The sequence below is a fragment of the Desulfuromonas svalbardensis genome (genome assembly GCF_055389415.1).
The window spans coordinates 1463955-1477073 of record NZ_AP042416.1; the positions used below are offsets into that span (position 1 = coordinate 1463955).

The 13119-nt window shown below is 47.6% G+C and carries 11 protein-coding genes; 10 read left to right on the plus strand and 1 reads right to left on the minus strand.

The genetic code is table 11. The annotated features are described in order from the left end of the window. Positions 1-119 precede the first annotated feature (119 nt). Positions 120-1367 (plus strand): HlyC/CorC family transporter, encoded by a 1248-nt coding sequence (locus ACZ5KY_RS06510; protein ID WP_464243090.1) that lies wholly within the window; start codon positions 120-122, stop codon positions 1365-1367. A 219-nt stretch (positions 1368-1586) separates the two neighbouring features. On the opposite strand, the gene ACZ5KY_RS06515 is transcribed toward ACZ5KY_RS06510, so the two are convergent. Next, a complete protein-coding gene (locus ACZ5KY_RS06515) occupies positions 1587-3008 on the minus strand; it encodes a hypothetical protein (protein ID WP_464243091.1) in 1422 nt (473 codons plus the stop codon). Positions 3009-3445: 437 nt separating this feature from the next. On the opposite strand from ACZ5KY_RS06515, the gene ACZ5KY_RS06520 reads away from it, so the two are divergent. The 9 genes from ACZ5KY_RS06520 (at position 3446) to murD (ending at position 13117) form a co-directional block, all read left to right on the plus strand. Further along, positions 3446-3889, plus strand: coding sequence for a division/cell wall cluster transcriptional repressor MraZ (locus ACZ5KY_RS06520; RefSeq protein ID WP_464243092.1), 444 nt, complete (start codon positions 3446-3448; stop codon positions 3887-3889). A 1-nt stretch (position 3890) separates the two neighbouring features. Beyond that, positions 3891-4838, plus strand: a complete 948-nt coding sequence (gene rsmH / locus ACZ5KY_RS06525) for a 16S rRNA (cytosine(1402)-N(4))-methyltransferase RsmH (protein WP_464243093.1) — start codon at positions 3891-3893, stop codon at positions 4836-4838. Positions 4839-4860: 22 nt separating this feature from the next. After that, positions 4861-5166 carry a hypothetical protein gene (locus ACZ5KY_RS06530; RefSeq protein ID WP_464243094.1) on the plus strand — a complete coding sequence of 102 codons (306 nt, stop codon included), beginning with the start codon at positions 4861-4863 and terminating at the stop codon, positions 5164-5166. 63 nt (positions 5167-5229) lie between these two features. Continuing rightward, positions 5230-5523, plus strand: a complete 294-nt coding sequence (locus tag ACZ5KY_RS06535) for a hypothetical protein (RefSeq protein WP_464243095.1) — start codon at positions 5230-5232, stop codon at positions 5521-5523. Between the two features lie 55 nt (positions 5524-5578). Continuing rightward, positions 5579-7597 (plus strand): penicillin-binding protein, encoded by a 2019-nt coding sequence (locus ACZ5KY_RS06540; protein WP_464243096.1) that lies wholly within the window; start codon positions 5579-5581, stop codon positions 7595-7597. An 11-nt stretch (positions 7598-7608) separates the two neighbouring features. Further along, on the plus strand, positions 7609-9156 hold the full coding sequence (locus ACZ5KY_RS06545; protein WP_464243097.1) for a UDP-N-acetylmuramoyl-L-alanyl-D-glutamate--2,6-diaminopimelate ligase: 1548 nt from the start codon (positions 7609-7611) through the stop codon (positions 9154-9156). A gap of 7 nt (positions 9157-9163) precedes the next feature. Continuing rightward, positions 9164-10543, plus strand: coding sequence for a UDP-N-acetylmuramoyl-tripeptide--D-alanyl-D-alanine ligase (locus tag ACZ5KY_RS06550; RefSeq protein ID WP_464243098.1), 1380 nt, complete (start codon positions 9164-9166; stop codon positions 10541-10543). 89 nt (positions 10544-10632) lie between these two features. Next, a complete protein-coding gene (mraY, locus tag ACZ5KY_RS06555) occupies positions 10633-11709 on the plus strand; it encodes a phospho-N-acetylmuramoyl-pentapeptide-transferase (RefSeq protein WP_464243099.1) in 1077 nt (358 codons plus the stop codon). 4 nt (positions 11710-11713) lie between these two features. Next, complete coding sequence (gene murD, locus ACZ5KY_RS06560; protein WP_464243100.1) at positions 11714-13117, plus strand: UDP-N-acetylmuramoyl-L-alanine--D-glutamate ligase; 1404 nt, start codon at positions 11714-11716, stop codon at positions 13115-13117. Positions 13118-13119: the final 2 nt, after the last annotated feature.

The window sequence follows — 13119 nt, forward strand, 5'->3', positions numbered from 1 at the left end:
ACTATTATCAACTGGCTGTTGCCTGACGCGCTTGTTAATTGTGTTTCGTAATTGAGTGGGCTAATATGGGCCATTAATTTTGATGAAATGATGATGTAATTTGTTGCATTGAGGAACTTATGACTGAAGATCAATGGTATCAACTGTTAGTAATGGGGTGTTTGTTTTTGCTGTCGGGCTTTTTCTCAGGCTCAGAAACCGCACTGCTGTCGATCGATCGTTTACGTGTTAAATATCTCGTTGAGAAGCAGCGCCGTGGAGCCCAGGCTCTAGAGAACTTACTCGATAACCCCGAATGGTTGCTTGGTGGTATCCTTGTCGGTAATAACCTCGTCAATATTGCTCTGTCTGTCCTAGCCACCACTTTTTTTGTCGAAATTTTTGGTGCTCGTGGCGATCTGATGACCATCGCCATTTTGACCCCTGTGCTATTGATTGTTTCTGAGGTCTTCCCAAAAACATACGCCGCCCGTCGTGCTGAGGTGGTCTCTTTTCGCGTATTAAAACCGATCCGTTTTGTGCTGTGGGTGTTAACCCCAATCATCTGGTTGGTCACAGGATTGTCGGGTTTGATTACCCGCATGTTCAAGGTTGTTGATTCCAGTTCTGGGCTCTCCGCCGATGAGATTAAAACCATGATCTCCCTTGGTGCAGAGTCAGGTTCTCTTGCTGGTAGCCAGAAAAATATGTTGCATGGGGTCTTCGAGCTGTCGCAATTACGGGTGAGGGAGTTGATGATCCCGCGTACCGAAGTAGCTGGAATTGATGTAGAGTCTCCTTTTGCCACTATCCTCGATCAAGTCAAGCGTTCGACTCATTCACGTTTTCCCGTTTACCGCGAAACCTTAGACGATGTGGTTGGTATCATTCACTCAAAAGATGTGCTGCGCTTTGTCGATGATCCCGAGAAATTTCGTATTCGAGACGTGATGCGCGATCCATACTTTGTGCCCGAAGCCAAACAGGTCGAATCGTTACTGCTCGCCTTTCGTAATCGTCGCGTTCACCTTGCCGTGGTTCTCGATGAATACGGTGGTGTCGAAGGAATTGTCACCTTAGAGGATGTACTCGAAGAGATTGTCGGTGAGATTCAGGATGAATATGATGACGAAGAGCAGGGTGTGGTTCCGTTAGGGACAACGTGCTTTCTTGTTGATGGCGGAGTCACCATACGGGCACTGAACCGCCGTTTTGAGTTTGACTTTTTAGAGGAAGATGCCACCACCCTTGCCGGGTTAATGCTCAGTCAGTTTGGCCATATTCCTGCTGCGGGTGAGCAGTGTGTGATTAACGGTGTGGTCTTGACGGTGCGGAAAGTCGTTCAGCAGCGGATTGAGCAGATTGAGTTGAGGTTGCCTGAGAGGTAGTTTTCTTTCTTGATGTTCTGTCAGATTAGCTATGCGTGTAGCTGCGGACTGGCCACTGTCTGACAGCTTATTGATTTTTGACTCTGCATTGGGGGGAGTATTGTTGCTCGGGTGATTGTCACACTTGTGGCGGTGGACAATGCCCACCCTACCAAATCCGATTGAATCTATGTGGATGGTTAAAGTTCCAACCTACGGATTTCTCATTCATTTCCTGTTTTACTGCCACACCGCCATACGCCACCTTTGCACCACTGCAAAGCGCGCAATAATCCGCTCCGAGTCGTAGCTACAACTTAATCCTAGCAGATCGTAAATCCCTCCATAGCGTATATCACCACCCGCTAGCGCACGTTGACTGCCGTCGGCCATAATCATATAGCCATCAAAATGGGTCCAAATCTGTTGTTGCCCCCAGCCGCGCTCTAGACCAATTCGTAGATGAAGATCGGGTGGAATGCACACCAGTTTAAACTCTTTGGGGTCGAGCCCCAATTCGTCTTGTACGATTCCACTCCCTTTATCGAGAAGGGTAGCTTCAATTTGTTGTCGGGTCAGTTGATTCCTCTGTTTGAGACCAAGGGCTTCAAGCAGTCCTGATGACGGTAGTGGTGCACCAGCTTCTGGTTCGGGGAACCCTTCGACTAGGACATCTTCGGCAACAATACTGGGCAGGTAGCGAATTCCTGCAGAGTTGATGAACGGGTGGATGGCAAACAGTTGAATACGTGACTTGAGTGCTTCGGGTAGCCCTTTTAACTGTGGCAAGTCTGGGACTTGGATCACATTTTTGTGGTTTCCTTGTTGGGCCGCAAAGGTGGGGTGCCACATGAAACGTGAAAAGGGTTCAAATTCGATATTGCGTGAGGGGACTGAGAAAAACTCTAACCCTAGTTTTTGTGCTGAGTTAATGGTTTGTGGTGAGAATTCGTAATGATATTCAGCTGGGGCTTGATGGACCTCTTGCAACAGGTCGGTAGCTGTTGTGCCACGATCGGCTGATGTGGTTGCTCTTGAAAGCTTTTCAGCTAAAAGTTCGAGCCGGGCCATGTTGCCCGATTCGAGTGCTTCGGCGGCTTCATCTTCAAGCACCGCTGATGATGTAGTTTGTGACAGGTTGTCGAGGGACTTAGAGTTGATTGTCAGTGCGGTAAAGGTTGCTAATCTGTCGGAATAAAACGTTATCCAGTCTCTGTCAGCTTTGCTGAGCTCGTTGAGGGTGGAAATGATTGTTGTGCGTAACTCGGCAAGTTGGTCTGTGGTGAGGTTGGCGAGTTTGTGCATTCCGGGAGAGAACGGGTCGATTGGGATGTTAGAGTGGCCGTAGATCTGGTGGGCGAAACCAGTCAGATTGATTTTGTCATTAAGTTGCTGTTTGAACTTTCTGTTGCGGCTTGTTAGTTCGTAAACTTTATTCCACTCGCCGTGAAGCATCGCGTTGCGGATTTCGTTGGGCAGGCTGACTGTCAGTGTCTGCATTTTTTTAAGTTCTATGTAGCCGGCAGGAGAAAGTTGAGGTTCCAGATAGTGGCGAGCTCGTCGGATGTACTCATCGCGATAGAGAGTGTCGGATTCTGCTAGCTTGATGAGCTTTGGTAGCAGGTTGTTGATATCGGGTGAATTTCTGTGACCATATTCCATGTGCGCCCCACTCTCATCGTGTTTGACTTGCCCCTAAATCACTGATTCCGGCAATAGGAATTGTCTCCGCATCTGTACAATTGACTGTATAAATCATAGCGTATTTTTTCATCAATAGAACTGACGATGAAAGAAAAAGGGACGAAAGGTCCTTTGGCAGATGGTGGTGATTATTCCCACGAATATTGAGCCGTACTTTATTAAATGCGGTTTTTTTTCGTTTTTTTTTGTCCTTTAATGAAAAACCGAGGAGTTTATCTTGTTTCATCTTACCTTAAGTGACTGTAAATATTGTATTTATTTGGTTCTGTCAGGTTCGTTTGTCTTTAGGGCGAAAAGGGGGGAAGCCCTTGACATAAATGTTGTGCTGAGGTTATATTTCCCAATAAGTGTATTTAAGTGTTAAATAGACACATGTCTGGAGCAGAAGAGGCCATATGAGTTTTTCGGGAACATTCATTAATAGCATCGATCCAAAAGGACGCTTGAGCATCCCTGCGAAGTTACGCAGCTTGCTTGCGGATACCTATGGTGATGAGCTGTTGGTGGTCACCCGACGTAAAGATGCTTTGGTGGCGTATCCTGCATCAGAGTGGGAAAAAACGAAGTCGCGTGTCGATGCGATGCCAAATGGTAACGAAAAAGATTTGATCTACCGTAGTCGTATTAGTCCTGCGGTGGAGTGTACATTTGACCGTCAGGGGCGTATTGCCCTTCCCGCTTCATTGCGGACTATTGCAAAATTTGACAAAGAGATCGTGATTGTTGCGATGGCGGGTAAAATCGAAATGTGGAGTCAGGACTTGTTCGATGAGCAACTCGAAGCAGCAGAGCAGCAGCTTGATACCATGAAGGCTGAACTCGGAAACTTAGGCTTCTAATATGGATACTACAAATTTCAAACATCTATCGGTGCTGCCTAAAGAAGTCTTGGCTTTGCTTGATGTGCAACCTGGTGCAATTGTTCTTGATGGAACGCTTGGCGCAGGTGGACATTCAAACTTGATCCTTCAGGCCTCAGCGCCTGATGGGGTGTTGATCGGTTTAGATCGTGATCAGGATGCCCTGAAGAAGGCGGCTGAAGTTTTAGCCCCCTATGGTGATCGCGCTATTTTGCGTCATGCCAATTTCTCTGAAGCTGGACAGGTGTTAGAGGAGCTTGGCATTGATGGTTTAGATGGCATGTTGTTGGATTTGGGAGTGTCATCCTACCAGTTGGATGAAGTTGAGCGCGGATTCTCATTCCGTTTCGACGCACCTCTTGATATGCGCATGAATCGTCAGTCGGGGATTACTGCAGCTGAACTTGTCAATGAGGAGAGTGTCGAGGAGCTGACGCTGATCTTTAAAAAATATGGCGAAGAGCGCTGGTCCAAGCGAATTGCACGAAAAATTGAACGCGTGCGTGAGATTGAGCCCATTGCAACAACATTACAGCTGGCGACATTGATCCAAGAAACGGTTCCGGGTGGCATGATTCCTGGGCGTCTCCATCCTGCCACAAGGGTGTTTCAAGCTCTGAGAATTCGCGTCAATGAAGAGTTAGAGCATGTAGCAAAAGGGGTTGAACAAGGCATTGAACTTCTCAAGCCCGGCGGCGTGCTGGCAGTGATCAGCTTTCACTCGTTGGAAGATCGTATTGTTAAAAATATTTTCAAGCATCGGGCGAATCCTTGTACCTGCCCACCACGACTGCCAATGTGCGCCTGTGGTCTGGTCGCTGATGTTGAAGTGTTAACCCGTCGAGGAGTTCGCGCTACATTTGAAGAGGTGCATGGAAATCCTCGTTCACGTAGTGCTATTTTGCGGGCTGTTAAGCGGCTGTTTTAGGCGCAAGGAAGGGGTAATAGATATGATGGAAAATACCTGGCCCTCTGCGGGGCTAAGCATTGCAAATGTGAAGGTGACATCGGTCCTTGCTGCCATTGTGTTGTTGTTGGTGATTGGGCTGTTTCACGTATGGGTTCGTATTGAGGTGACTCAATGCGGGTATGACGTGTCGCGGCTGGAAAAAGAGATTAGACAAGCAGAGTATGACCAAAAGAGCTTAACCGTGTCGATCGCGCAGTTGACGAACCCGCGCTATATCGAAAAAATTGCCACAACACGATTAGGTTTGAGAGCTCCACGAGCGGAACAGGTTATTACCGTTCGATAGAACTTGAATAACTGGGCTGGGCACAACACAGGTGAAAAGTTAAAGGAAGTAAAGGGGTCTATTATGGTAAACCGAGATTATGCGGAAAAACAGGATTTATGGTCAGAGATGAATGAGCTGTGGGTAAACCGTCAGCTACGTCGCCGGAAGTTGCGGTTGAGTGCTTTGGCAATGGTATCTGTGCTACTGATGGGGGGAGCTTTTTTATACAAAGCATCCATCGTTCCACAGGATCCTCTCTATCTACAAGTGCAGGGGCAATCGTTAGAAGTTGAAACTTCTGTGGACAATAGCTCAGCAGCACATCTTGATCAGAGGGATGATGTCATTGAAATCGCGGAAACACTCTCTATCTGATAAAGCCTCAGCGCGGAAACTGCCGAGTTCGAAACAGGAAGCGCACGGAGTTCGTGTGCGTATCTTGCTAGTCGGGGTTTGTTTTGTTCTGGCTTACGTTGCCTTAGTAAGTCGCGTTTATTACCTTCAGGTTTACAGCGCGTCAAAATGGCAATCTCTTGCAGCACGGCAGCATAAAAAGAAAATTACTCTGACCCCACAGCGTGGGGCGATCTTTGATCGCAATGGAGAGGCACTGGCCGTTAGTCTCGTTGCGAACTCTGTTTATATCAATCCAGCAGAGCTAAAAAAACTGATTGCAAAGGCTAAAGCTGTACGTGACGCGGCCCCCCAAACTCCTAAATCATCCTCAAAAGAGTCCGAACCAATTGTTCACAGTGTTGAGTCTGTTGCCACGGCACTATCAACGGGGCTTGACTTAAAATACTCCGTAGTCTTAGCCAAGTTGCAAAAAGATAAAAAATTTATCTGGTTGAAAAGAAGAACTACCGATGATGAGAGTCGCGCATTAATAGACCAGTCTTTGCCCGGAGTTCACTTTATCCCCGAGCATGAACGCTGGTATCCGAATGGTCGTGTTGCAGGTCAGATTGTAGGTTTTTCTGGTACCGATAATGACGGATTAGAGGGCGTAGAACGACGCTACAATGGTGTCCTCGCAGGTGATGTCAGTTATCTGGTTATGCAACGTGATGGAGGTTCGCGTAGCATCGGTAGTGGACGTCAGGTGATTAAGGGGCAATTGGGTAAAGATATAACCCTTACTATTGATAAGCAGCTTCAATATATCGTTGAAAAGGAATTGGCGGTTGCGGTACGCGAGTCGAAGTCTAAAAGCGGTAGCGTTGTTATTCTTGATCCGTTTAGCGGTCAAGTATTGGCGATGGCCAGTTCGCCCGATTATGATCCTAATGACTTTGGGTCGTTTTCTGCTGCGAAAAGGCGTAATCGTATCGTGTGTGACACCTATGAGCCGGGATCAACGTTTAAGATATTCTTACTAGCGGCAGCCCTCGATTCGAATGTGATTAAGCCTGATGATGTCATAGATTGCGGTCGCGGATCGTATCGAATTGGCGGGAAGGTGATTCATGACCACACAGAACTGGGGCGCCTAAGTATTAGTGATGTACTGAAGTATAGCTCAAATATTGGCTGTGCGAAGATTGCACAAAAGCTTGGCAAAGAGACTTTTTATTCTTACCTTACTCAGTTTGGATTTGCTCAAAAAACTGAAATTGATTTTGATGGTGAGGCGAGAGGGTTGCTACGCCAACCGCAAAAATGGTTTGAGATAGACTTGGCAGCGATCTCATTTGGTCAGGGCTTGTCTGTTACCTCGTTGCAATTGGCTTCAGCAGCAAGTGCTATTGTTAACGGTGGTGAGTTGTATCGGCCTTATTTGGTTAAAAAAATTACCAACCCAGTTAATAACGTTACTGATGAACAAACTCCACAATTAATTCGTCGAGTGATTGGTCGTGACATTGCTCATGAACTTAAGCAGATGATGGTGACGGTAACTGATGCCGATGGTACGGGGTCACGCGCACGTGTTGCTGGCTTTGATGTCGGCGGTAAAACGGGAACAGCGCAAAAAGTTGATACAGTGACACGCACTTACTCGGTGGATAAACGAGTATCATCATTTATCGGATTCGCACCCGCTGAAGCGCCAAAGATGGTGATTCTTGTGGTGCTAGATGAGCCAAAAGTAAAAAAAACCTATGGCGGACTATTGGCAGCACCTGTTTTCTCGCGTATTGCTGAGCAAGCGTTGCGCTACCTTCACGTGCCAGCAATGCACAGAAAAAATATGGAAATTGACCCAAATGTGCCGATAAGGGCTGATGTCCCGGCATTAAGTTCGGTTACCGTTGCGATTGATCCGGGTACAGAGTTGATGCCTGAGTGTAAAGGGTTAAGTTCACGCCAAATGCTCCGCTTAATGGCGAAAAGTGGTTTAAATATCATGATCAAAGGCGTTGGTCGAGTGGTCGATCAGTACCCCTTAGCAGGGGAAAGTGTTAACACCGAGAGTGCCGTATGGGTGAAGTTACAACCACCGAATTAAAGCGAGGGGCTATGAAACTGCATCAAATTATAGTCGATGTCTGCTGTTTGAATGATCTGCATGATACGACGCAGGAGATTGACGCATTGTATTATGACTCGCGTTGTGTGCGCGAAGGGGGGCTGTTTTTTGCTTTACCTGGTGACATGGTCGATGGCCATGACTATATTGATGCGGCCATAAAAAATGGTGCGCTGGCCATCGTTGCCGAGCGAGAGGTTTTGTTGCCTGAAGCGGTGCAGTTGATTGTTGTTGCTGATGCACGGCAAAGCATGGCGAAAATGGCTGCTGCGTTTTACGGTTATCCCGCACGTGAATTACTCACCATTGGTATCACTGGTACCAATGGTAAAACGACAATGACTTATTTGGTTGAATCGTTGTTAGTTCAAGCGGGATATAAACCCGCTATGGTTGGTACCATTAGTAATCGATTTGACGGTTACGATCTTGAAGCGTGCCACACCACTCCCGAGTCGTTGGATTTACAGCGTATGCTGGCAGACTTTCGTCAGCGCGGTGCCGATGCGTTAGTGATCGAGGTGTCTTCTCATGCGTTGATGCAGTCTCGCGCATGTGGTTTGGAGTTTAAGGCGACAGTGTTTACCAATCTGACACCAGAGCATCTTGATTATCATAAGACGATGGATGGCTATTTTGCTGCAAAATTGTTGATGTTTACTGATCCCTCTATCGCGGGAAATAGCCGTGCTGTTGTTAATGCCGATGATCCATATGGTGCTAAGTTGCTGACTCTCGTAGATGGGGCGATCAGTGTTGGGATAAAAAATTATGCCGCCGTACGCGTTGACACGTTTAACCAATCTTTGTCAGGCATTGAAGCCCAGCTTCATACACCGTATGGCGATGTCCAGCTACATTCGGCATTAATTGGCCGATTTAATATGGAAAATCTTGCTTGTGCTGTTGGCGTTGGGGTGGCATTAGAACTGCCCATTTCTACCATTGAACAAGGCTTGTCTCACGCCCGTACGGTTCCTGGTCGCATGGAACGGGTGGATAACGAGCTGAAAGCGTTGATTCTTGTTGATTATGCCCACACTGGAGATGCTTTAGAAAAGGCTTTGCAGGCGGTAAGTGCACTCAAGCCACAGAGGATTTTCACCGTGTTTGGCTGTGGTGGTGATCGTGATAGTTCCAAACGTCCTGTCATGGCATCCGTTGCGGCACGCTATTCGACGTTGAGTATTGTTACATCCGATAATCCTCGCACTGAAGACCCGCAAATGATTATAGCTGACGTATGTCGTGGTTTTGATGAGTGTTGTCAGCGCTATGATCAAAGAGATCTTCAGTCGTGGCTAATACATCCACCAGAATTTAATGCGGAAGATTGTCACTACTGTGTGATTGAAGATCGTGCCCAAGCCATTGAAACAGCCATCGCTTTATTACAAGCTGATGATTTGTTGTTGATTGCTGGTAAGGGACATGAAGATTACCAGATTCTTGGGACCGAAAAGATCCATTTTGATGACCGTGAACAAGTAACGTTCGCCCTTGCAGCTCGACAACAACGTGATCAATCAGGGAATTAAAATTGTAATGAAGTTTACCACTGAAGAGATCGCTCAAATCGTTGGCGGCAGTCTTTTGCCCGCAACTACAGGCGCTACGGTAACGGGAGTATCGACAGACAGTCGATCGTTGCAACCAGGTGACCTATTTGTGCCGCTGCATGGGCCCAATTATGATGGGCACGATTATTTGCGCCATGCTGTCGAGCATGGTGCGACGGCATGCTTAAGCGAAGAGGTTGTCGGTGGTTTGCCTGTGCCTGTCATTCAGGTCGATGATGCGTTAAAATGTTTAGGCGAGCTTGCTGGATATTTACGCCAAAATTTTGTTGGGCCCGTGTTTGCCGTAACGGGGACAACAGGTAAAACATCTACCAAAGAGATGTTGGCATCGATTTTAGGTCAAAAGGATGAAGGCTTAAAAACCGAAGGTAATTTCAATAATTTAATTGGATTGCCGTTGACACTATCACGGTTAAGTGAAGATCATCGTTGGATGGTGTTAGAGCTGGGTATGAGCAACCTCGGAGAAATTTCCCGTCTTGCACAGATTGCCCAACCTACCGTAGCGGTGATTACAAATGTTGGAGCAGGTCATCTTGCTGGGGTTGGTGATATTGCCGGTGTTGCTCAAGCAAAAGGGGAATTGTTCGAGAAATTAAAGCCTGGTTCGATTGCCATTGTTAACAATGATGATCCTTGGGTGGTTGCACTACCGCTGCCCATTGGGGTTAAACGAGTTAGCTTTGCCATTGAGAATGAGTCCGACGTGTGGGCTACTGATCTTAGATGTGGACGCGAAACAAGTTTTACCTTGCATCTCGATGGTGGGCAGTATGAGGTGACGTTACCTTTACCGGGGCAACATCAGGTGTCGAATGCTTTGGCAGCAGCAGCTGCTGCGCACAGTGCTGGTATCGCGGTAGCTCACATTGTTGCGGGCTTATCTGTGGTTAAAATGGCTGCGGCGCGCTTAGAGGTGCGGGAGTTAGCGTCGGGTGTGACGCTGTTGGATGATAGCTATAATGCTAATCCGCAGTCGATGAAAGCGGCACTCAAAGCGCTGGGTGATTGGCCGTGCTTAGGTCGTAAAATTGCGGTTTTGTCCGATATGCTTGAGCTTGGAGATGCCGCCGCAGAGTGCCATCGAGACCTTGGCGCCTATGCTGCTAGCCGTGCGGACTGCTTAATTACCATGGGCGCATGGGCCAATTATGTTGTGCAGGGTGCCGATGATGCAAATACGGATGAACACCTTGAGATCGTCTTGCCGCCTTGTACTGATCACGATGAGATTGTTGCTTGGCTTGAGAATAATTTATCCGCAGAAGATTGTGTGTTGATAAAAGGTTCACGCGGCATGCACATGGAAAAAATTGTACAACGCCTGATCACGGATCTAGGGTAATGACAAGTAACGCAACTCGAATGGGTTGCCTGCAATAATAAATGCAAATTAGGTTGAATGTATCTCAACCAGCACGTTAGGGGGCCTCGATGCTGTACCATCTCCTTTATCCACTTCATACTGAATTCTCAGCACTGTATGTGTTTCGATTTATCACCTTTCGAACCATTTACGCGACCATTACGGCTCTGGTTATCTCATTTTTACTGGGCCCATGGGTGATTGATCGACTTTCATCACTGCAAATTGGTCAAACAATTCGCAAGTGTGGGCCTGAATCCCATTTTATAAAAGAGGGAACACCGACCATGGGTGGCACTCTAATTTTGATTGCCATTGTACTGCCGACATTGATGTGGGCCGATCTAACCAATGGCTATATTTGGGTGGTCCTGTTGGTCACCGTTGGCTACGGTGCTATCGGTTTTGTTGATGATTATAGAAAAGTCAAACTTAAGAGCAGCGATGGTTTGTCAGCGCGGTACAAATTGTTGTGGCAAATTGTAATCGCCCTGATTGCGGCAGCAGTGTTGTTTCAAGCAACTAATTTTGAACCTGTGCTGTCTGTACCCTTCTTTAAAGGGGTCAATCCGTGGCTCGGTTGGTTTTATATCCCCCTTATATTACTGGTAATTGTTGGCAGTGGTAATGCCGTAAATTTAACCGATGGTTTGGATGGCCTTGCCATCGGGCCGATGATTATCGCCTCGGGGGCGTACTTACTGTTTGCATACCTTGCTGGCAATGCACGCTTGTCGTCATATCTGCAAATTACCGGGGTTCCGGGAGCTGGCGAGTTGTCGATTATTTGCGGCGCAATGGTTGGCGCAGGGTTAGGTTTTTTGTGGTTTAATACCTACCCAGCTCAAGTCTTTATGGGCGATGTCGGTAGTTTGTCGTTAGGTGGAGCACTGGGGACGATTGCGATTATTGTTAAGCAAGAGCTGGTTCTGGTGATTGTTGGTGGCATTTTTGTTGTTGAGGCATTATCCGTTATCGTTCAGGTGCTGTCGTTCCGTTTTCTTGGCCGGCGCGTGTTTCGCATGGCACCGATCCATCATCATTTTGAGTTAAAGGGGTGGCCCGAGCCGAAGATTATTGTCCGTTTTTGGATCATCAGTATCGTATTGGCATTGGTGGCTCTATCCACCCTTAAATTGAGATAGAAGCATGGAATTAAAGGGGAAAAATATCGTCGTTGTTGGTGCAGGTCGCAGTGGCCTTGCTGTGTGCCGGTACGCACTCGATTGCGGAGCACAGGTGGTACTGAGTGACCGCCGCAGTGGCGATCAAATACTAGGGTCCGATGATGGCTCTTTTGCTGCGCTGCGCTCGGAGTTAACCCTTGATTTAGAAGGTCATAATCGAGAATTTTTTGTTGCTGCCGATCTGATTGTCATCAGCCCAGGGGTGCCGTTAACCGTTGCCGCTCTTCAGGCTGCGCATCTGTCTGGCGTAGAGATTATCGGTGAAATTGAGTTAGCAAGCCGACAATTGCATTGTCCTATTTTGGCGATCACCGGCACTAATGGCAAATCAACGACAACAGAATTACTCGGTGCGATGCTCCACCACTGTGGTCAGCAGATATTTGTTGGCGGAAATCTCGGTACACCGTTGATTAGCGCAAGAGCCTGTCAGCCACAGGCTACGGATGATTATGCCGTAGTGGAACTGTCATCGTTTCAACTAGAAAGCGTTGCCCAGTTTCGACCTCGCTATGCAGCACTATTGAATATCTCCCTCGATCATTTAGATCGTTACCCCGACATGGAAAGCTATATCGCTGCAAAAGGGGCGATTTTCAACAATCAAACTGCAGACGATGTGGCCATTCTCAATGGCGATGATGACGACGTGTTGCGAATTTCCCAACACTGCCGCGCGCAAAAAGTGCTGTTCTCCTCGCGCCAACGTCTCGAACAAGGGATGAGTTACGCTAATGGTGTCATTGAGTGGCGCGGGTATGGGCCGACTTTGCAATTTAACACCAGCGAATTGTGTTTATGTGGCGTTCATAATATCGAAAATGTGATGGCCGCCATGATTGCACCGTTGCTGGAAGGATTTGACCCGCAACAGCTCTGGCAAGCCGCGTGTGCGTTTACGGGCTTACCTCATCGAATGGTGTTGGTTCGCGAGCTAGGCGGGGTACGTTGGTATAATGATTCGAAGGGAACCAACCCCGGTAGCGTCATGAAGAGTGTTGCAGGCTTACCGGCTCCAGTGACGTTAATTGCTGGTGGTAAAGATAAGGGTGGCGATTATCGTGACCTGTGTGATTGCCTCAGTGGTCGGGTGACACAATTTATACTAATTGGTGAAGCTGCCGATAAGATGGAACAAGCGTGGCAGGATATTGCGCCGATCTACCGGGCCGACAGTATGCAGCAAGCAGTTGCTTTTGCCCACGATGTTACTACCAATGGTGGGGCGGTATTGTTATCTCCCGGTTGTTCAAGTTTTGATATGTTTGACAGCTTTGAGCAGCGTGGTGAAATCTTTACCGAGGCGGTGATGGCTCTCGCCGATCACTCCTCGCACTTTGGCCCACATTTGAACGGTGAGGGTTAAGA